The sequence below is a fragment of the Paralcaligenes sp. KSB-10 genome, assembly GCF_021266465.1.
Classification (GTDB): domain Bacteria; phylum Pseudomonadota; class Gammaproteobacteria; order Burkholderiales; family Burkholderiaceae_B.
In genome coordinates, this window is sequence record NZ_CP089848.1 from 3488053 (window position 1) to 3509323 (window position 21271).

The window sequence follows — 21271 nt, forward strand, 5'->3', positions numbered from 1 at the left end:
CAAACTTTAGATCTTGACAAGCGTATTGTCATATGGAATTCTGCGGATACTGGTAAGGCCAATTTACCTATTGAAGTTGCCGAAAATCGCCCGGCATGCGCCTGTGGGCAAACATACAAAAACGGCGATGCCGCAACGCCGGCACAAGGGAGAAAACACTGTGGCACAGCGCAATCATTATGGTTTTTCAAGACGGCACGCCGTCACGACCAGCGGACGGGCAAGTTACTGATGAATACCAAACGTTTTTCCGTCGACCAGCTACAGGGCTTTTCAACAAACCTGCTGCAAGCCGCCGGCATGGCGCCCGAACCCGCCCGCGCCGTGGCCGAAACCCTGATCGAGGGCGATCTGCTGGGCCACGATACGCACGGCCTGGCCCTGCTCGCCCCATACATCAAGGAAATCCGCAACGGCACCATGACCACCTCGGGCCAGGCAAGCGTAGTGTCCGATCGCGGCGCATCGCTGTGCTGGGACGGCCGCCGTTTGCCCGGGCCGTGGCTGGTCAGACAAGGAATGCAGGCCCTCGAGCCGCGGGCGCGCGAATTCGGCAGCGCCACATTGGTAATACGGCGCAGCCACCATATCGCCTGCCTTGCCGCCTACCTGTTGCGCGCCACCGAGCGCGGTTTTGTCATGCTGCTTGCCAGCTCCGACCCCGCGGTCGCCAGCGTTGCTCCGTACGGCGGTACGCGCGCCGCCTTCACACCCAACCCGATTGCCGCCGGTATTCCCACCTCGGGCACGCCCTTTTTGATCGACATTTCGTCTTCAATCGTCACCAATGGGCTTAGCGCGCGCCTGCACAAGGCAGGCCGGCTTTTCGACCAGGAATGCATGCTCGACGCAAACGGCAATCCCAGCCGCGATCCGGGCGTGCTTGCCAGCGATCCACCCGGCACCATACTGCCTTTGGGAGGCCTTGAGTCCGGACATAAGGGCTTTGGGCTGGCACTGCTGATCGAAGCACTTACCGGCGGCCTGGCCGGCCACGGCAGGGCCGATCCCGCCGAGGGATGGGGTGCCACGGTATTCCTGACCCTCTACGACCCCGAGGCATTTGGCGGGGCGGCCGATTTCGCACGCCAGACCGACTGGCTTGGCGAAGCCTGCAGAAACAATCCGCCGCGGCCCGGGGTCGATGCCGTACGCATGCCCGGCGACCGCGGCATTGCCCGTAAGGCCGAACAAACACGCGCAGGTATCGCACTGCATCCCGGCATCCCTCCCGCGCTCGCCGAGTGCGCAAAGCCCTACGGTCTGGAGTTTCCAGCACCGCTCGACAACCCGGAAATGAAGTCTTGAACAAAATGCTCCTGTTTGTTCTACGCAGCCAAGAACGGAATTTTCCATGCCCATCAAAGCCATTGAAACGCAACGGCTCTATCGCCAGATCAGCGACCAGCTTCGGTCGCTGATCCTTGCCGGTGAGTTTCCGGTAGGCTCGCGCCTGCCGGCCGAGCGCGATTTATCCGTGCAATTGGGCGTCAGCCGCCCCTCCTTGCGCGAAGCCCTGATTGCGCTCGAGGTTCAGGGATATATCCAGGTTCACATGGGTTCCGGCATCTATGTTTGCGAGCCGCCGTCGCCCTCCACGGAACAGTTCGACCTGTCCAGCGAGGAAGGCCCCCTGGAACTGATACGCGCCCGGGCGCTGCTTGAAGGCGAGGTTGCCGCCACAGCCGCCAAGACAGGGCGCAAGCCACAGTTCGATGCCATAGCCGAGGCCATCGACATGATGGTTGCCGAAGCCGAGGCAGGCGCCACGCCCATCGAGGCAGACCGGCTGTTTCATGTGCGTATTGCCGAAGCAACCGGCAACAGCGTGCTGGTCGACGTCGTCAAGCGCCTTTTCGACTTTCGCCTGGGCCCCTTGTTCGACCAATTGCACAGCCATTTCGAAACCGCCGAGGTCTGGTCCGAAGCCATTGCGGAGCACCGCAAGATCCTGAAAGCGCTGCGCTCCAGGAACTCGGATCTCGCCCGCGGGGCCATGCAGGAACATATGGGAATCGCTTTCAAGCGGCTCAGCTCCAGCCTGACGCGCGCGCAAAAGCGCCCGGCGGCATCGCGCAACGGCAAAGGAAACAAAACATGAATCCCACCACGAAGGTCGCACTCGTTACGGGTGCCGGTTCAGGAATAGGAAAATGCATTGCCCTGGCCCTGATGGGCGACGGCTATTCGCTGGTCCTGGCCGGACGCCGCACAGCGCCGCTCGAGACCGTGGCGCAGGAAGGGCGGGCATCCGGCGCGCAATCCCTGGTTGTCAGCGCCGACGTCAGCGACCCGGCTTCGGTCCGGGCGCTGTTTGCACGCACCAAAGAAACATTTGGCCGGCTCGATCTGCTGTTCAATAATGCGGGAATTTTCGCGCCCGAGGCCTCGCTCGAAGATCTCAGCTACGAGCAATGGAAGTCCGCGGTCGACATCAATCTGACCGGCTCATTCCTGTGCACGCAGGAAGCCTTCAAGCTGATGAAAGATCAGCAGCCGCGCGGCGGGCGCATCATCAATAACGGCTCCATCTCGGCACACTGCCCGCGGCCTCATGCGGTTTCCTACACCGCCACCAAACACGCCATTACCGGCCTGACCAAGGCAACATCGCTCGATGGACGCAAATACGATATTGCCTGCGGCCAGATAGATATCGGCAATGCGGCCACCAACCTGACCGAAAAAATCGGCAAGGGTGTCCTGCAGGCCAACGGCACGGTTGCCGCGGAACCGACCATGGATGTGCAGCATGTGGCTCGCGCGGTTCTGTATATGGCCAGCCTGCCGCTCGATGCCAATGTCCAGTTCATGACTGTCATGGCCACCAAAATGCCTTTCATCGGACGCGGCTGAGCAATCCACCCCGCAACGCTTGCATCGCACGAAACCAGGCCATCCGCACAATCATGGAAGCCTGCGCAAATTTGTAATAGCAATTATCTATTAATTGATTTAAGTTAATTGACTTTGTATTTTTGAACGTTGACGATATGCTTACAAGCAAAGGTGCACGGGTAAGCTCGCTATCTTTACCGTGCAACCTTTACCGCGTAACCTGACCCGATCCGCGGACAGTCCGCGAATCCGATCCCATCAGATCTTGACCCCAAGGAGGTAGCTCCATGAAAAAGCTTACTACTGCCGCTGGCGCGCCGGTTGCCGACAACCAGAACATCCAGACTGCCGGGCCCCGGGGGCCGGCTTTATTGCAAGACGTGTGGCTAATCGAAAAGCTTGCCCATTTCGACCGGGAAGTCATTCCCGAACGACGCATGCACGCCAAGGGCGCGGGCGCGTTCGGCACATTCAAGGTCACCCACGACATCACCAAGTACACCAAGGCCAGGATTTTCTCGGCGGTCGGAAAAGAAACCCCCGTGCTCATGCGATTCTCCACTGTGGCGGGCGAGCGCGGCGCGGCGGATGCGGAGCGCGATATTCGCGGCGTCGCCATGAAGTTCTACACGGAAGAAGGCAACTGGGACCTGGTCGGCAACAACACGCCGGTTTTCTTCATGCGCGATCCGCTAAAGTTTCCCGACCTGAACCACGCGGTCAAGCGCGACCCCAGGACCGGCATGCGCAGCGCCCAGAACAACTGGGAATTCTGGACCGGCCTGCCCGAAGCCCTTCACCAAATCACCATCGTCATGAGCGATCGCGGAATCCCCACCGGATTCCGCAACATGCATCTGTTTGGAAGCCATACTTTCAGTTTTCTCAATGCCAGGAACGAGCGGACCTGGGTCAAGTTCACCTTCAAGACGCAGCAGGGCATCAAGAATCTTAGCGATGCGCAAGCGGGCGAGCTGGTGGGGCGCGACCGCGAAAGCTCGCAACGCGATCTGTACGAAAGCATCGAGAAAAAAGACTTTCCCCGCTGGACCCTATACGTACAGATCATGCCCGAAAAAGAGGCCGGCACCTATCACCTCAACCCCTTCGACCTGACCAAAGTCTGGCCGCATAAAGACTACCCGCTTATCGAGGTTGGCGTACTGGAACTGAATCGCAACCCCGAGAACTTCTTTGCCGAAATCGAGCAGGCGGCCTTCAACCCGGCCAACGTGGTGCCCGGCATCAGTTTCTCGCCCGACAAAATGCTGCAGGCCCGCCTGTTTTCGTACGGCGACGCACAACGTTATCGCCTTGGGGTGAATCATCATCAAATTCCGGTCAACGCGCCGAAATGCCCCTTCCACAGCTATCACCGCGATGGCGCCATGCGCGTCGACGGCAATTACGGCGGTATCACAGGAAACGAGCCAAACAACCAGGGCGAATGGCAAGAGCAGCCCGATTTCCGCGAACCGCCGCTGTCGCTCGAAGGAGCGGCGGATCACTGGAATCACCGGGTCGATGAAGACTACTTCTCGCAGCCGGGCGCGCTCTTTCGCTTGATGAGCGCCAAACAGAAAAAAGCGCTTTTCGAAAATACGGCGCGAGCCATTGCCGGGGTGTCGAAGGACGTACAGCTGCGCCATATCGAGCATTGCACAAAGGCCGACCCGGCCTATGGAGCCGGTGTAAAGGCGGCGCTGGGGATTTAAAACAGCTGGTTGTAGATACCGTCTTGAAAGTCAATAGGCGGTAGTGTATGGGTGCCCCTTGTGGGCACCCGTTTTCCGAAGACTCACGACGGGCGGCCACAAGGGCCGCCCCTACACTTCATATGGGCGTTGACATTGGCTGGGTTATTGCCAACGGCATCGTCGCATCACAGATAGCTCTTGCCATCCAGATACGCCTTGCGCCAGCGTGTAATCACGGTGCGCTCAGACAAATGGCCCTTTGAATACGGATCTTCGGCAATGAACTGTTCGGCTTGTTCTCGCGTATCGACATCGACGATGTAAACGCTTCCTGAAGCCGCGATACCGTCATCATCCAGCTTGGCGCCGCAGGCTACCAGCAACTCCTTGTGATCCTCCAGGAAATCCAGATGATTATCGCGCAAGGCCTGGCGCAAGGCCGACGCATGGGGTTTATCGAAGGTTTCTATAAGATACGGCATGACTGATCCTCAATAAGGTGTTTGAGAAAATAGCCTGGCCAGTCAATAGTAGTACGAGTATGACTTTTCCGAAACGGCCATACTAAAATGCCTATTCAGACTTGCCATTCCCGTTCCCGATCACCATGACAACCCATTCCACCGACCCTATCGTTGCCATTGCCACCGCCCCCGGACGCGGCGGCATCGGCGTCGTGCGCATTTCGGGACGCGACCTGGGCGCGCTGATCGGCCGGCTGTTCAGCTCGCCGCTGACGCCGCGTCATGCCCATTACCTGCCATTCAACGACGCAGCGGGCAACGCCATCGACGCGGGCATAGCGCTGTTCTTCAAAGGGCCCAACTCCTACACCGGCGAAGATGTCCTCGAACTGCAGGGGCATGGCGGCCCCGCCGTGCTGCGGCGCCTGCAGGAACGCTGCATCGAGCTGGGCCACGACCTTGGCCTGCGCCATGCCGAGCCGGGTGAATTTACCCAGCGCGCTTTTTTGAACGACAGGCTCGATCTGGCCCAGGCCGAGGCCGTGGCCGATCTGATCGATGCTTCGTCCGAAGCCGCCGCCCGCAGTGCCATGGCCTCGCTGAGCGGCGCCTTTTCTGCCCACGTGAATGCGCTGGGCGACCGCATCGTGCATTTGCGCATGCTTGTTGAGGCCACCCTGGACTTTCCCGAAGAAGAAATCGACTTCCTCGAAAAATACCAGGCGCGCGAAACGCTGACGGGCATCCAGGATGACCTTCGTGCCCTCACCCGGCAGGCGCGGCAAGGCATGATATTGCGCGAAGGCTTGCACGTTGTATTGGCCGGGCAACCCAATGTCGGCAAATCCAGCCTGCTCAATGCACTGGCCGGCGACGATATCGCCATCGTGACCCCCATCGCCGGCACCACCCGCGACAAAGTCATTCAGCAAATTCACATCCAGGGAGTCCCCATCCATATCGTGGACACCGCCGGACTGCGCGACACCGACGACACGGTTGAAAGCATAGGCATAGCCCGCAGCTGGGCGGAAATCGAAAAAGCCGACGTCATCATTCATTTGCAGGACGCGCGCAGCCGCAGCGACGCGCTGGACGTTGCCATTACCAGCCGCCTGCCGGCACGCACGCCCGTTCTGGAAGTGCTGAATAAAACCGATCTGCTGGACCGGCTTCCAGGCGCCAACGATCTTTCAAGCGTGGGGTCCGGACAAGTCGGCAGCCAGGACTCCGACACACCCGGCGACCACGGCACGCATCGCGCGTCCAGCCAGCCAGCCATCGCGATATCGGCCAAAACCGGCGCCGGCCTCGATGTGCTGCGACAGAAACTGCTTGATATCGCCGGCTGGAACCCCGGCACCGAATCGCCCTGGCTGGCCCGCGAACGTCATTTGCACGCACTGCAGCGGGCCGACGAACATCTTGCCGCGGCCGCCGAATACGCCAGCCACAACGACCAGGTGCTGGACCTGTTCGCCGAAGAACTGCGGCTGACGCACGATGCCCTGTGTTCAATTACCGGCCAATTCACCAGCGACGATCTGCTGGGCGAGATTTTCTCCAGTTTTTGTATTGGGAAGTGAATCAGCGTCGAGAAACCGGCGGGCTTCTCGACTGTCGCCTCGCTCAAGCACATCGGCTCCTGGCGCCCTTGAACTCATCGATCCCGGCGACCAGGCCCAGGATATCCGGGGTGATCCGGGCCGAATCTGGATGGATCATGCATCCAATAACACACCCATTTCCACCCAATTCTTCATTGGCCACCATTTCTTGACCCATTTACACCTGTTTATGAGGTCGCCTCCAGGCAGCCTCAAACGATTTCTATCCTTCTTTCCACTGGAAAATCTTGCTACCGAACAAAACGGTCGCCGCCAAGGCCATAAACGCCAGTCCAAAATAATGGTTCGCAGCAAGCAGGCATCCCCATCCACTGTTCCGCTCCTGCAGGAATAAAGGCTGCGCACTACGGATCAAGCGGAAACCGACACGACAATCTTTCCCACATGCAGATTCGCTTCCATATAGGCCTTCGCCGCCTCTAGCTGATCGAATGGATAGGTCTTGTCGATCATTGGCCGAATGCGGCCGTCGGCGAACATCGGCAGGATATCGGCGACAAAACCCTCGACGAGAGGCAGGCGCTGTGCCGGCCCGCGCAGCCTGTTGGAAACGCCGAAAAGGGTCAAGCGTTTCGAATGCAGGGCGGCGATATCGATTTCGCTTGTCAATACTCCGTCGACATGCCCCACTATGGCCAGGCGCCCCTCGAAGGCCAGCGTACCAATGCATTCCGCGAACATCGTGCCTCCCACGGTGTTCACGGCAAGATTGGCTCCCCTGCCCTGGGTGGCCTCCATCACGGCATCATGAAAATCGGCGCGCCGGGTGCACAAGCCAAGGTCCAGGCCAAGTTCCTGTAGCCGGCCGATTTTGTCGGCCGATCCTGAAGTGCCGATCACCCTGGCCCCCAGCGCCTTGGCGGTTTGCAGCGCCGCCACGCCCACGCCCGACGACACACCGGTTACCAGCAGCCACTGACCGGCAGCCAAACGTCCCTGCACGACGAGCATGTCGTAAACCACCATGAATGCCAGCGGGATGGCCGCAGCCTCTTCCCATGACAGATTGTCGGGCACTCTCATGGTGTCGGCCGTTTCCACCAGGGAGTATTCAGAAAAGGCGCCACGGCAGCGGCCCATGACCCGGTCGCCCACCTTCAGACCCTCCACAGCCGGGCCAAGCTTCACGATATCGCCGGCGCCTTCATGGCCGGCTGCCTTGATTGTGTCCGACTTGTCATGCTGACCATGGCCAGCCATCAATTCGCCACGGTTCAGACCTGCCGCGCGCACGCGAATCAGCACCTGGTTCGGCCCTGGCTCCGGTATAGCCAATTCACGCAATTCCAGCGATGTATGCGTGTCTATCGTTTTGATTCCATACGACTGCATTGTGTTTCCTTTTCCGAGGCAATACTACGATCCAAACTACTTGCATAGCTGCTGGCGCGAGGGCCTAGGCCGCTTGCGGCTCCAACTGTGGCGCCTCGAGATGCCGGAACACCAGGGCCGAGGCCAGCGTGACAAGGCCCACACTGATGAATGTGATCCGGAATGCCGTCTCCAGGCCCATGCCGGAAAATATCGAAACCAGGCCGCCCCCCATCGACACGCCCAGGCCCATGGCCAGCATCTGCACCATCGAGAACAGGCTGTTGCCTGCACCCGCATCCTGGCTGGACAAGCCCTTGAGCGTAACTCCGTTCATGGCCGCATATTGCATGGAATTGCAGGCCCCGAAAAGGACCAGGATCGAAACTTCCAGCGCCAGCGGCGTACTTGCCGAGAAGGACGCGAAACCAGCTATCGAGACTCCGACAAGCACCGTATTCCAGATCAGGAACGCGTCGTAGCCATAGCGCCTGATCAGCGGAGCGATCCAGCTTTTTGCGATGGTTCCCGCGATCGCCGCCGGCAGCAGCATCAGGCCGGAATGCAGGGGGCTATAGCCCAGATGCAACTGCAGCAACAGGGGCAGCAGAAAGGGTACCGCGCTGGAGCCAACCCGGCACACCAGATTGCCCATCAGTCCGACACTGAAATTGGGTTCGCGGAACAGACTCAGCCGGAAGAGCGGATTTTTCCGGTGCCGCGCATGGGGAATGTACGCCAGCGCGGCGGCCGCGCTGAGCGCGAGCAAGACTCCCGAGATGAGCAGCCTGTGGTCGTGCACAGGACTTTCAACCGCGAGCGAAAACGCCACCATGCACAGGGACAGCAAGCCGCAGCCGATAAAATCGAACGATGGAGCGCCGGATACCGCGTCGCTGGGCAGGAAGCGGCGCACGGCCATCATGCCGGCCAGGCCGATAGGCACATTGATAAGGAAGATCAGATGCCAGGAAAAGGACTGGACGAACCAGCCGCCCATGGTGGGGCCCAGAATAGGCCCCACCTGGCCGGCCACGGAAATCATGGCGAGGGCCGCCACATAGGCCTCGCCCCTGATGGCGCGCAGCACGACGAGCCGGCCGATCGGCACCAGCATCGCTCCGCCGGCGCCCTGGACAACCCGTGCCGCCACCAGTTGCGCCAGGGAATGCGCCCCCGCACAACATAGCGAACCTATGACGAACAACAGGATGGACACGAAATAAACACGCCGCGAGCCGTAGCGGTCGGCGAGCCAACCGGAGGCCGGCGTCAAGAGCGCCATTGTCAGCGTGTAGGCAATGATGATGGATTGCGTCGCCAGCGGCTGGACTCCCAGGCTGTGGGCGATCGAGGGCAAAGCGGTATTGACGATGGTTGTGTCCAGCGTCTGCATGAAGAAGCCGCCGGCGGCTATCCACAGAAGCGCCCTGTGAGGAGAAGTTTTGGACATTGCAGGAAAATGCTGCGAGGGTGCTTGGGAAATCAATTTTAAACAAGGCCATGCTTATCGGGAAGCCCGTTTATTGCATTGACTATCATTGGCATTTCCGATAACAATATCCCATGCTCAATCCCATCTGGCTCCGCACCTTCGCGACCGTGGCCACCTCGCAGAGTTTCACCGACGCCGGCCGCCAGCTCGGCATAACGCAATCGAGTGTCAGTGAACATGTACGCCGGCTCGAAGACAGCATAAGCCGGCGGCTGCTGATCCGCGATACCCATTCGCTCGCGCTCACACCCGACGGCGAAGCGATGCTCATCCATGCACGCATGATTCTGAAAGCCATGGCCCATGCCGAATCGCAGTTCCGCTCGCCCAGGCTGCGCGGCCGGGTGCGGCTGGGCTCATCGGACGACATCGCGCTAGGGCCGCTGCCCAGCCTGCTGGCCGCCTTCCGCAACGCGCATCCCGACGTGGAGCTGCAAATCACCATCGGCATGGCGGGACAGCTTTACGGGCTGCTCAACGCCGGTACCATCGACCTGCTGATCGGCAAGCGGCGCGCGGGCATGCCGCGTGGGATCGCATTGTTCAACAGCCAGCTCGAGTGGTTGGCCAAACCGGACACCGAGGTGGACATGGAACAAGCGCTACCGCTGGTGCTGGCAGCCGAGCCCAGCGTGACGCGAGCCATCGTGCTCGACGTGCTGGCCAAAGCCGGAGCAAGATGGCAAATCGTCTGCACGAGCAGTTCGCATGCCGGCTGCATCGCGGCGGCGCGCGCTGGACTCGGCCTTACCGTGCGTCCGCATTTCCTGACGGGACGGGGCCTGGCGCCGCCACTGAACAGTTCAGCGTTGCCGGCCCTACCGGAAGTCGAATTCATCGCCCTGGGCGCCAAGCACTTGAGCCTGCCCGCCGAAACCCTGCTGCGCCTGCTTCGGGACAGCGAATTGCGCGGCGAGTGGAGCGACGGATAATCGCGCGACCTTCCGTCCGTTACGCCACTCGCCGCGCAGCCGCCAACTGCCGCCCCACCAGATGAGCGTATGCGCCATTCCGCGCCAACAACTGCGCATGCGTGCCGCATTCCACGATGCGGCCGCGGTCGACAACGGCAATGGCGTCAGCCTGGCGGATGGTGGACAGGCGATGTGCGATGATCAGCGTGGTGCGATGGCGCATGAGGCGGGTCAGCGCTTCGTGCACCTGAGTTTCGCTGATGGCGTCCAGATGCGAGGTGGCTTCGTCGAGGATGAGTATGGGCGCATCGCGCAAGAACGCCCGGGCGATGGCAATACGCTGGCGCTGCCCCCCAGACAAGGCCACGCCGCGTTCGCCGACCCGGGTTGCCAAACCCTCGGGCTGCGCAGCGACAAAGTCGGCCAATACCGCGCGCTCCACTGCCAGCGCCACATCGGTGCCGCTGGCATCTGGACGGGCCAGGCGGATATTGTCTTCCAGGGTGCCGTTCAGCAGCCATGTATCTTACGCCACCAGGGCGATGCGGGCGTAGAGCGCTTCCAGCGTCAATTCGCGCAAGTCCACTCCATCGATGCGCAGCGCGCCGCTGGCCGGATCCCAAAAGCGCAGCAGCAGGCTGGCCAAGGTGCTTTTTCCGGCGCCCGACGGGCCAACCACGGCCAGCGTGGCACCCGCCGCAAGGTCGAGGCTTACATTGTCCAAGGCAGGATCATGGCGGCCGGGATAGGTAAAGGAGACGCGTTCGAACGACAGCGGCAGGCCGCCGACCTGCACGGGCGGCGCTTTGGCACCACCTACAATGGCAAGAGGCTCGTCGTGCACAGCACGCAGCCGGCGCGTGGAAGCCAGCGTGTCGGCCAATTGGCGGCTGACCTGGGCGATTTCCGATACGGGCAGAAAGGCCGCGCCGGACAGCAGAATCAATAGCGGCAATACGCCGGCGGCCAACTGGCCTTGCGTCACCCACCACGCGCCGACCGCGGCCACCGACAAGCCACCCAGGCCTGTTGCGATCTCCAGCAGTGCGCCCTGGCGCGATAAGTCCGCAAGCAGCGCCAATCGCACCTTCTGGTAATCGCCGACCATGAGCAAAAACCTCTCCCGGCGCCGGTTCGTAGCCGAAAAGGCCAGCAGATCGGGCAGGCCCTGAATGGTTTCCGCCAGGTTGGCGCTCAATAACCCCAGCGCCTGCCTCGCCTGGCTCCCCATGGCATCGATACGCGCCCGGCTAAGGATGGGCGATGCCGCGGCCCATGCCAGAAAAGGCAATAGCGCCAGCAGCAGGGGCCACCCGACAACCCCCAGAATGAGCAGCACCACCGTGGGCACCAGTACCGCCACAAACGCCGGTGCAACCGTATGGGCAAAAAAATACTCGACCGTTTCCACATCCTGCGTGGCCAAGCCAACCAAATCGCCGGAGCGGCGCCGCAACAGATATGACGGCGCCAGCGCCTCCAACTTGTCATAGAGAGCAATGCGCAATTCCGCCAACAGGCGGTAGGCAATGGCATGCGTCAGCCACGACTCGATCCAGTGCAGCAGGGCGGCCGCAACAGCCGCGGCAAACAGTGCCGCCAGCAGCGCGCCGTAAGGCATGCCGTTCTTGAGCTGGACAATAATCGCCGCGCTCAGGACCGACACGCCAATGAAAGCCGCCACGCGACCAATGCCGCAGACCACCGTAATGGCAAAGTCCCGGCGCCACGGGCGGATAATATCCAGAAGCGTGCCTAACACTTTGCGCATGCCGATCTGCCGGGCCTCCGCATCCAACGGTGTTGCGACAGGGCGCTCGCCGTCGACGGCGGCGGGTCCGGGCTCGGCCGTAGAGGAGCGCTCTCGCGGCCCGTTCGACTCCAGCATGCCGCCGTCCTGCGCACCCATCAGACGCCGGTACAGGGTGTCGCCGGCCATCAGCAAGGCATGCGTACCGGTTTCGACGATACGGCCACCCTCCAGCACCAGAATACGATCGGCATTGATAACACTGGACAGCCTGTGCGCCAGGACCAGCGTGGTGCGCCCACGACTGAGGCGCTCCAATGCCTCCTGGATCTCGGCCTCGTTCTCGGCATCCACCGAAGATAAGGCCTCGTCAAGAATCAACACAGGCGTATCGCGCAACAAAGCACGGGCAATCGTCAGGCGCTGGCGCTGGCCGCCCGACAACTGGGTCCCGCGCTCGCCAAGCACAGTGTCATAGCCTTGCGGCAGGGCCTGGATGAAATCGTGGGCGTTGGCGGCGCGGGCCGCCTCCTCCATTTGCGCGCGCGTTGCGCCGGGCCTTGCCAGAAGCAGGTTTTCCTCCACCGTCCCATGGAACAACATACTGTCTTGCGCCACCACCGAAATCTGCGCCCGTACCGCATTAGGGTCCAGTGTGCGCAGGTCGGCGCCATTCAATTCGACCACGCCGCCTTGCGGGTCGTGCAGGCGCAGCAGCAAGCGCACAAGCGACGACTTGCCGGCGCCGCTGGGGCCGACAATGCCGACTCGCTCGCCGGGCGCCACCGAAAAGCTCAGGCCAGCATGCGTGGCCAGGCGGCCGCCCGGGTACGAGAACTTCACATCCTTGAAGTCGATCGACAATCCGCCGTCGACATGCCGCGGGCCGGGCGCCGCCGCGGCACATTGAGGCGCCGAGCTGGTAGCTTCCAATAGCTCATGCACGCTGGCTGCCGCCGACTGTCCAACCATGCCGCTATGTATCACGGACCTCAAGTCGCGCAGCGGACGGAAAATTTCTGTGCCGGCCATCAGCACGACCAATAGCGCGGCCAGCGTCATCTCGCCCTGAGACACACGCCACGCTCCAGTCGCCAATGCGGCGGCGGCGCCCAGCGTAATGCCCAGATCAGTCACGAAACGCGTGGACACCTCGCGGCCCAGCACTTTGAATGTATTGTCGGACAGGGCCCGAGCTCGCGTGGCCAGGCGCTCGCCCCAGGCGCGGCTTTGCCCGAACGATTTCAGCGTGGGCAGACCCTGCATGGCATCCAGGAACTCTTCGCCAAACACCTTGAAGGCTTGCTGGCGGCCTTGCGCGGCGTCACGGTTGCCGCGATGCGACAACAGAGGCAGGACGAGCGTAATCAAGGCCGCTACCAGCAGCACCGTCGCCACAGGCCAGTCCCACCACGCGATAAAGGCAAAAATCATGACCGGCGCGCAGGCGGCCACAAACAACTGCGGCAGGTAGCGCCCAAAAAATACCTGCAGTTGCTCCACACCGTCCACGACAGCCAGCATCACTCCGCCCGTACGTTGGCCGCCAAACCAGGCCGGCCCCAGTTCCACGATCTTGTCGTGGAGCCGGGCGCGCAAGGTTTCCTGAATACGGGCGGCATTGCGGTTGGCCAAGGTATTCAGCGCGTGTTCGAATGCGCCGCGCAACAGGATGGCAGCAACCGCGCCGGCCAGCGGCGGCCAGAGGCCCTGGATGCCGGCACCGGCAAACAGCCGTGCCAGGAACTGCCCCAGCAGTGCAAACCGGGCAATCCCGGCGGCGAGTCCCAGCACTCCCAGCAACGCGCAAAGCATAATGCGCAGCCGTATGCCCTGCGTCATGGCCCAGAGTTTGGCGTCGAAATACATGATGGCCCAATTGAAACACGCTGGGCGGGCGACCGCGCGGGCCTTATCTCTACACCCAGCTAAACGCACCTAGAATAGCCGAGTTAGAGCATTTTTTGTTCGAGTGTTTATGGCATTCGATGTTTTGGTTGCTTTGGTATTTACGGTTTGGTATATAAAGACGCCGTCTATCGGGGCTTGGGGTCAGGGCCGGCACGGCGTGCTTGATCCGGATCTACCTCGTCCAGGCGGGCGTCGGGCGAACTCGCCCAGCCTCGCGAGGCTGGGCTCAGACAGCGCCCGCCGAAAGCCCCCGCCTTCCCTACGGTAGCATCCGGCGCACGCCTTACGCCGGTCCTGACCCCAAGCCCCGATAGACGGCTCACGTAGTGGCATGCCTGGAATGAACTTGCCGACTCAGCGTATACCTCGATGCATGACCTCAACGTTTCTCTCGGTGCATGACCCCAATGCATCTCTCTCTATGCAAGCCCGTCACGCAGCCGCAGGGTGGGCGGTGCTGTGCAGTCCGGCGGTAGTCCAGCGCCGGGTGCTGACGAAGGGAAGGCGGGGGCTTTCGGCGGGCCCTGTTTGAGCAGTGCCTCGCGTGCGAGGCACTGCGAGTTGGCCCGACGCCCGCCTGGACGAGGCAGACCCGGGCAGTCGGGGTGCGCAGCACCACGACCGCTGGACGTGCCGGACTGCACAGCACCGCCCACCCTGTGGCGTCTTGATAGAGATACGATCGCGCACACAGACAACACAGTCCAAAGCCGCATAAGCCTAAAACGACTCAAAACGAAAGTGACTGAAACACACTCAATGCCGTAAGCACTTGAACCGAAAGTTCTCTAGCACCATTATCCAAGCGGACACCGCAATGCCTTGCAAGCGCCCCTCGGTGAATTTAGAGCACAGGCTCGAATAGTCAGCCGACTTCGGTGAAAGTCCCATAATATGAATTTAAAAAATCAAAATACGGGAAGCCACGATTCAGTAAATCATACCCCCGCCAGACGCTGAAATCATCGCCAGGATGAACACATCAATCCGCGGCTCGATGATTTCATCACTCTTTTTTTGCGTACCACCTTCATTCCTTGCAGATATAAGGTAAGCACAAAGTAATCGATACAAGCCGAAGAATCTGCTTTCTTTCTTCATTTCATTCCGTTAATATATTTCAATTCCCAAATTAAGATTATTAAATCCTAATATTTAGGATTTAATAATCTATCAGCGAGCCTGCACCCGGTCGCATCGGAAAGGAAATTGGATGGATGAACTTTCGTCGACTCTTGTCCCCTATCGCGGCGATGCCACGGCGGTAGCAATACCCTGCGGCAGCGCCAGTCAGCCAGGTTAAAAATGCCTGCGCTGACCATAGGCTTCGCTCACCCGGCATTCCGCTTTGCCGAAGAGTTCGCAGCGCGCGGCACAGGGCATGACTGCTTCCAGGCCGGAACCCTTGCGGAACTGCAAGCGCGCATAGCAAGCGTGAACATCCTCGTTACCGCCCGGATCTGGACTGACGCCCTCCTGGACCTCGCTCCGAAGCTGCGATTCATCCAGGCCTCATCATCGGGAACCGAACAATTCGACACCGCGCGTATCGGCCGTCACGGCGTACGGCTCGCCAGCGCGCAAGGCATCAATGTGCATGCCGTATCGGAGCACGCCATGGGCCTGCTGCTGACATTGACACGCAATCTGAATCTGGCGCATCGCAATCAAGCCCGGCACAGTTGGCAAATGCGGGCCCTGCCGATAGATGCCCGTGAGCAGGAGCTGCATGGCAAAACCATGCTCATAATCGGCCTGGGAGCCATCGGGGCGCGGCTGGCCACGCTGGCCAAGGCTTTCGGCATGCGCGTAATCGGCGTGCGCAGGCAAATCGACGCGCCAATGCCCGATGTGGATCTCGTGATTCCCCCGGAGCGCCTGGATACCCTGCTGCCGCAGGCGGATGTGCTCGCCCTGACATGTCCTCTGACGGAAGAAACACGCGGCATGATCAACGCGGAACGGCTGGCCCTGTTGCCGCGCACAGCCTATCTGATCAACACCAGCCGCGGCCTGGTCGTAAATGAATCGGCGCTCATCACCGCATTGGCCGACGGACAGATCGCCGGCGCAGGCCTCGATTGCTTTGCCGCCGAGCCGCTAAGCCACGAAAGTCCGTTGTGGGATATGGAAAACGTCGTCATCACGCCGCATACAGCGGGAAACATGCGCCTGTACGAACGCCGTGTGGTCGATTTGCTGATCGAGAACATGCACCGCCTGGAATCCGGAGAGATGCCGCTGCGCAACCAGGTCATTTAAAAGCCGCGGCGCCAATCCCGTGGCGCCGGCGGCACTTTGCCAAATCAAGGAGAGGCCAGGTGAAGGTTACCCAAGTAGAAACGCTCTGCTGCGACGCCGGTTGGCGGAATTACTATTTCGTCAAAATCAGTACCGATACCGGAGTGACCGGCTGGAGTGAATATGACGAAGGCTTCGGCTCTCCGGGCGTCACCGCCGTTATCGAGCAGCTGTCCAAGACACTGATCGACCAGCCTTTCCCCGGGCAAGAGGCCTTCTACGCCGACGTATATTGCCGCACCCGCCCGGCCGCCGGCGGCGTGGTGGCCGAAGGCATAGGCGCACTGGAAAATGCGCTGCTGGACGCCAAGGCCAAGGCCTTGGGTGTTCCGTGCTACGAATTGCTGGGCGGCAAGATCCGCGATTCGCTGCGCGTGTACTGGTCGCACTGCCCCGCCTGGCGCATCAATCACCCCAAATATTTCAAGCCGCCCGTCACCGATCTCGACGGCGTCCAGGCTATGGGCGCGGAAGCCAGGCAGCGCGGGCTCACGGCACTGAAGACCAATCTCTTCCTGTTCGACGACGGCCCGGCCCACGCCTGGCGCCCCGGCTTTGCCGCCCCCTTCTATCCCGAACTCAATGTCGACAAGCGCGTGATCCGCAATCTGCGCGACAACATCGAGGCCCTGCGCGATGGAGCGGGGCCCGACATGGACATTTTGCTGGACCTGAATTTCAACGCCAAAACGGAAGGGTACCTGAAGCTGTTGCGCGCGATTGCCGACCAGGACATCTTCTGGGTCGAAATCGACAGCTACAGCGCCGATGCCCTGGCCTACATCCGCAACCATAGCCCGCATCCGATCAGCTCATGCGAAACCCTTTTCGGCGGGCGCGAATTCCTGCCCTTCTTCCAAAAAAACGCGGTGGATGTCGCTATTGTGGATGCTGTATGGAACGGCGTATGGCAATCGATGAAAATCGCCAACCTGGCCGAAATCCACGAGGTAAACATCGCGCCACACAATTTCTACGGCCACCTCTGCACCCTGATGAACGCGCACTTCGCTTGCGCGACACCGAACTTTCGCATCATGGAGACCGACATCGATCGCCTGGAATGGGACGACGACTTGTTTACCCACGCACCCGAATACAAGAATGGCCACCTTATCGTTCCCGATCGTCCGGGCTGGGGAACCGACCCCATCGAAGACGCCATTCGCGCCCATCCTCCCAAAACCGGCGGCGGCCTGATTCAACCCCGGCCGCGTCTATAGCCACACATTCCGGCCTCTTTTCACCAAACCATTATTCCCTCGCACTAGGAGATTCTCATGATGAACAATTGGGTAGACACGCTGACCAATATGCGCAAGGCCGGCAGTGCCTTTGCGGAAAGCAATCCCGCCGTCGTAACGGCATACCGGGGGCTGAACGAAGCGCTCGGCCAGGGCAAGGCCCTGGATGCCAAGACCCGCGAACTGATTGCATTGGCCGTGGCCGTCACCACCCGTTGCGACGGCTGCATTTCGTCGCACGCGGCCGCCGCCCAAAAGGCCGGCGCAACCATCGAGGAAGTCAGCGAGGCCCTGGGAACCGCGGTAGCCTTGAATGCCGGCGCCGCATACGTATATTCGGTACGGGCCATCGAAGCGTTCGGCCAGTTCGACAAATAAAGCAGGCAGCAACACAACTCCATTTCAAACAACCTGAAACCGCCACACTGACAGGGCGGCGAGGAGACAAGCCATGAAAAAAAACAGAGTGTTCCGCATCAGCGCCGGCCTGGCATCGGCAATTACCGCCGCATCCATCCTTTGGCCTGCAAGCGCGTCGGCAGCCTGGCCTGCCGACAAACCCATCCGCATGATCATCCCGTATGCGCCCGGCGGAGCAACCGATATTCTCGGACGGGCGGTTTCCGCCAAACTGGCGACCCGGCTGGGCCAGAACATCGTCGTCGAGAACAGGCCAGGCGCAGGCAGCATGCTGGGCTCGCAACACGTCAGCCGCTCGCAGCCCGACGGCTACACCCTCCTGCTTGGCAGCATTTCCAATGTCCTCAATGCCTACTTTTACAAAGATCCAATCTACAACATCCGCACCGATCTGGAACCCGTCACCCAGATCGTTTCCGTTCCCAACTATCTCGGCGTCAACAAGTCCGTACCCGCAAAATCGATCGCCGAGTTGATCAAGCTGGCCAAGGACAAGCCAAATTCGCTTAGCTGCGCCGTCTCGGGTATTGGATCATCGCCTTATCTGTCCTGCGAGCTGTTCAAAATACTGGCGGACGTGAAGATCATCAATGTTCCGTTCAAGGGCGGTGCGCCGGCCATTCAATCGACCATCGGCGGCCAGACCACCATGTTCTTCGCCAATGAAGCGATGCCCTACATCCAGGCCGGCCAGGTCCGTGCCCTGGGAGTAACCACTGCCAAACGCACACCATACCTGCCCGACGTACCGGCGATTTCGGAAACCCTGCCCACGTACGATGTCACCGCGTGGTACGGTGTATGGGCACCGGCAAAGACCCCGCCGGAAATCGTCAACAAGCTGAGCAGCGAAATCGCGGTGGTGCTGAAAGACCCGAGTCTGCGCCAGGTATTTGCATCGTTGGGCGCCACGCCTGTCGATAGCAACCCCCAGGCCTTCAAACAATACATCAATGCCGAACTCGACCGGTGGCAAAAAATCACCCAGCAAATGAAAGTCATCCCGCAGTAATTTCGCAAGGAACCCGTCATGCAACGATTAGCGGACTGCATCACACATTGGGCTCGCAGCACGCCCGAAAACACCGCCATCGCCGATGCGCATGTCTGCTGGAACTACCGCGTGCTGGAGCAAATGGTGGACGAGGCCGGGCGATATCTCCTGGCAAGCAATATTCGTCCAGGCGACCGCGTTGTCATGATTGGTGAAAACAGTGCCGCCCTGGCGGTACTGATCCTGGCCGCCGGACGGGTCAATGCCTGGGCCGTGCTCGAGAACGCCCGGCAGGCTCCCGCCGAGGTGGACGCGGTTTGCGAACACGCCCAGGCGCGGCGCATCATCTACGTCGTCGACAATTCTTCAAGCGCGCAAGAACACGCCGACCGGCATGGGGCCATAGCCCAGGCAACGCCTTTCGGCCGTATCGCTCTCGGCGCCCTGAATGACGATTGCGAGCGCGAGCCGGTGCATGAGGAGCCCCATCGCCAGGTCGCGGCGCTGATCTACACCACAGGCAGCACCGGCACACCCAAAGGAGTGATGCTCACGCATGCCAACCTGCTGCATATCGGTGCGCTGATGAGGGATCTGCGCCGCGTGACTCCAGCCGACCATGTTTATGGCGTGCTGCCCATTACCCATGTCATGGGTTTGTCTTCGGGCCTTATCGGCACGCTGTCGGCGGGCGCGCGCATCACGCTCATTCCGCGCTTTTCGGTTCAGCCCTGTCTGCAGGCACTGCAACGCGACGGCATCACCATTCTGCAAGGCGCGCCGGCAATGTTCGCCAAGTTGGCCAAATCGGCCGAACCCGGACACCGGATCGATGCATCGCTACGCTTTATCGCCGTAGGCGGCGCGCCCCTTGATCCGGCGTTGAAAACCGAAGTCGAAACGGTATTCGGCCTGCCCCTGCATAACGGCTACGGGCTGACGGAAGCCTCGGCCTCTTGCTGGACACGAATAGACCTCGACAATCCCGACAGCGCGGTGGGGCCGCCCAACCCCGGCATGGAAGTACGGATATGGAATGCCGCCGGCAAACAGGTGGCCGACGGTGAAGTCGGAGAACTCTGGGTACGCGGTCCCTGCGTCATGAAAGGCTACTACCGCGCGCCCGACCTGACCGCCAAGGCCTTGACGCCCGACGGCTGGTTCAACACCCAGGACTTGGCCAGCCAAAGGCCTGACGGGCGCATACACATCGAAGGCCGAACCAAAGACCTGATCATTCACTCGGGCTTCAACGTCTCTCCGCTGGAGGTGGAAACAGCTTTGAATGCCCACGCATCGGTACAGTATTCGGCCGTACTGGGCTACATGATCGACGGCAATGAAGAGATCATCGCCATCGTCGAGCCCATCGCCAACAGCTCGCTTGCCGAGGACGATTTGCGGCGGTTTCTGGCACCGCGCCTGTCCCCTTACAAACGGCCGACGCGTATCCTTTTCATGCAAACGCTGCCTGTTGCCCCGAACGGCAAAGTACTTAAACACCAACTACGGAAAAAACTGGGAGAAATGCTGTGAACAACGCGGTCACCTATGAATCGAAGGACGGAATTGCCGTCATTTCCATAAACCGCCCCGACCGCATGAATGCGATCGGCCCCGAAGTCGAGGCCGGCCTGGCACAGGCCTGGCAGCGCCTGAACGACAGCAGCGAAGACCGCGTGGGTATCCTCACAGGCGTAGGCAACAAGGCCTTTTCCGCAGGCAAGGACATGCACTCCGAAGCTCCGCCCGACTACCGCAGTTTTACCCCAGGCGTTGGCGTCATTCTTGAGAAACCACTTATTGCCTCGGTAAGCGGGTGGTGCATCGGCGGCGCAATCGTGCTCGTGCAAATGTGCGATTTGTGCGTGGCCACGGAAGACTCGCGGTTTATGTACCCAGAGGCAAAAATGGGATTTGCCGGCGGCATGATTGCATCGTTGGCGGCCCGCATACCGCACAAGATCGCCATGGAATTGATGCTGCTGGGCGAACCCCTCAGCGCCGAGCGAGCCTATCAAGTAGGGCTGGTGAACCGGCTTGTGCCGCCGGGACAGCATATGGAAGAAGCCATGAAACTGGCTCGCCGGCTTGCCGACAATGCGCCCCTGGTCATGAGCATGCTCAAACGCTTCGCTGCCGCCACCATTCCCCGCAGCCCCGTGGAAACTGCCGGCCACGCATGGCGGGAAAACGAACGTGTGTTCCAAAGCGCGGATTTTCAAGAGGGCCTGAACAGCTTCAAGGAAAATCGCCCCCCGAAATTCAATGGCCGTTGAACCCATTCACCCAAACCGTTTAGGA

Annotated in this window: 16 protein-coding genes and 1 pseudogene; 12 read left to right on the forward strand and 5 right to left on the reverse strand. The window is 60.7% G+C overall.

Going from position 1 to position 21271, the window contains the following annotated elements:
* Positions 1-231 precede the first annotated feature (231 nt).
* The 4 genes from LSG25_RS15990 to LSG25_RS16005 all read left to right on the forward strand — a co-directional run bounded on the left by LSG25_RS15990 (position 232) and on the right by LSG25_RS16005 (position 4553).
* Positions 232-1308, forward strand: coding sequence for an Ldh family oxidoreductase (locus tag LSG25_RS15990; RefSeq protein WP_370635893.1), 1077 nt, complete (start codon positions 232-234; stop codon positions 1306-1308).
* Positions 1309-1354: 46 nt separating this feature from the next.
* Positions 1355-2101, forward strand: coding sequence for a FadR/GntR family transcriptional regulator (locus tag LSG25_RS15995; RefSeq protein ID WP_232741891.1), 747 nt, complete (start codon positions 1355-1357; stop codon positions 2099-2101).
* Positions 2098-2856: an SDR family oxidoreductase gene (locus LSG25_RS16000; protein ID WP_232741892.1), complete on the forward strand. Its 759-nt coding sequence runs from the start codon at positions 2098-2100 to the stop codon at positions 2854-2856. The genes LSG25_RS15995 and LSG25_RS16000 overlap by 4 nt, the downstream gene beginning before the upstream one ends.
* Positions 2857-3125: 269 nt before the next feature.
* Positions 3126-4553, forward strand: coding sequence for a catalase (locus tag LSG25_RS16005; RefSeq protein WP_232741893.1), 1428 nt, complete (start codon positions 3126-3128; stop codon positions 4551-4553).
* Between the two features lie 167 nt (positions 4554-4720).
* Here the strand turns inward: LSG25_RS16005 and LSG25_RS16010 are convergent, their stop codons facing one another.
* A complete protein-coding gene (locus LSG25_RS16010) occupies positions 4721-5017 on the reverse strand; it encodes a YciI family protein (RefSeq protein ID WP_232741894.1) in 297 nt (98 codons plus the stop codon).
* A gap of 125 nt (positions 5018-5142) precedes the next feature.
* Here LSG25_RS16010 and mnmE point away from each other — a divergent pair, with 125 nt between their 5' ends.
* Positions 5143-6585 (forward strand): tRNA uridine-5-carboxymethylaminomethyl(34) synthesis GTPase MnmE, encoded by a 1443-nt coding sequence (gene mnmE / locus LSG25_RS16015; RefSeq protein ID WP_232741895.1) that lies wholly within the window; start codon positions 5143-5145, stop codon positions 6583-6585.
* A gap of 393 nt (positions 6586-6978) precedes the next feature.
* Here the strand turns inward: mnmE and LSG25_RS16020 are convergent, their stop codons facing one another.
* Together LSG25_RS16020 and LSG25_RS16025 are read right to left on the reverse strand one after the other, a co-directional pair.
* A complete protein-coding gene (locus LSG25_RS16020; protein ID WP_232741896.1) occupies positions 6979-7959 on the reverse strand; it encodes a zinc-binding dehydrogenase in 981 nt (326 codons plus the stop codon).
* A 64-nt stretch (positions 7960-8023) separates the two neighbouring features.
* Positions 8024-9391: an MFS transporter gene (locus LSG25_RS16025; protein WP_232741897.1), complete on the reverse strand. Its 1368-nt coding sequence runs from the start codon at positions 9389-9391 to the stop codon at positions 8024-8026.
* A gap of 113 nt (positions 9392-9504) precedes the next feature.
* Here LSG25_RS16025 and LSG25_RS16030 point away from each other — a divergent pair, with 113 nt between their 5' ends.
* Positions 9505-10365: a LysR family transcriptional regulator gene (locus LSG25_RS16030; RefSeq protein WP_232741898.1), complete on the forward strand. Its 861-nt coding sequence runs from the start codon at positions 9505-9507 to the stop codon at positions 10363-10365.
* A 19-nt stretch (positions 10366-10384) separates the two neighbouring features.
* Here LSG25_RS16030 and LSG25_RS16035 read toward each other — a convergent pair.
* Both LSG25_RS16035 and LSG25_RS16040 read right to left on the reverse strand, forming a co-directional pair.
* A pseudogene (locus LSG25_RS16035) lies at positions 10385-13966 on the reverse strand (ATP-binding cassette domain-containing protein).
* Between the two features lie 972 nt (positions 13967-14938).
* Complete coding sequence (locus tag LSG25_RS16040) at positions 14939-15109, reverse strand: hypothetical protein (RefSeq protein WP_232741899.1); 171 nt, start codon at positions 15107-15109, stop codon at positions 14939-14941.
* Between the two features lie 204 nt (positions 15110-15313).
* On the opposite strand from LSG25_RS16040, the gene LSG25_RS16045 reads away from it, so the two are divergent.
* The 6 genes from LSG25_RS16045 to LSG25_RS16070 all read left to right on the forward strand — a co-directional run bounded on the left by LSG25_RS16045 (position 15314) and on the right by LSG25_RS16070 (position 21246).
* Positions 15314-16270, forward strand: a complete 957-nt coding sequence (locus tag LSG25_RS16045) for a D-2-hydroxyacid dehydrogenase (RefSeq protein WP_232741900.1) — start codon at positions 15314-15316, stop codon at positions 16268-16270.
* Positions 16271-16329: 59 nt separating this feature from the next.
* The gene (locus LSG25_RS16050; protein WP_232741901.1) at positions 16330-17532 is read left to right on the forward strand and encodes a mandelate racemase/muconate lactonizing enzyme family protein; all 1203 of its coding nucleotides are present in this window, start codon (positions 16330-16332) and stop codon (positions 17530-17532) included.
* A gap of 57 nt (positions 17533-17589) precedes the next feature.
* Entirely contained in the window at positions 17590-17931 is a 342-nt protein-coding gene (locus LSG25_RS16055) for a carboxymuconolactone decarboxylase family protein (RefSeq protein WP_232741902.1), read from the forward strand.
* 73 nt (positions 17932-18004) lie between these two features.
* Positions 18005-18985: a tripartite tricarboxylate transporter substrate binding protein gene (locus tag LSG25_RS16060; RefSeq protein ID WP_232741903.1), complete on the forward strand. Its 981-nt coding sequence runs from the start codon at positions 18005-18007 to the stop codon at positions 18983-18985.
* An 18-nt stretch (positions 18986-19003) separates the two neighbouring features.
* Entirely contained in the window at positions 19004-20503 is a 1500-nt protein-coding gene (locus LSG25_RS16065) for a class I adenylate-forming enzyme family protein (protein ID WP_232741904.1), read from the forward strand.
* The gene (locus LSG25_RS16070; RefSeq protein WP_232741905.1) at positions 20500-21246 is read left to right on the forward strand and encodes an enoyl-CoA hydratase/isomerase family protein; all 747 of its coding nucleotides are present in this window, start codon (positions 20500-20502) and stop codon (positions 21244-21246) included. The genes LSG25_RS16065 and LSG25_RS16070 overlap by 4 nt, the downstream gene beginning before the upstream one ends.
* Positions 21247-21271 lie beyond the last annotated feature (25 nt).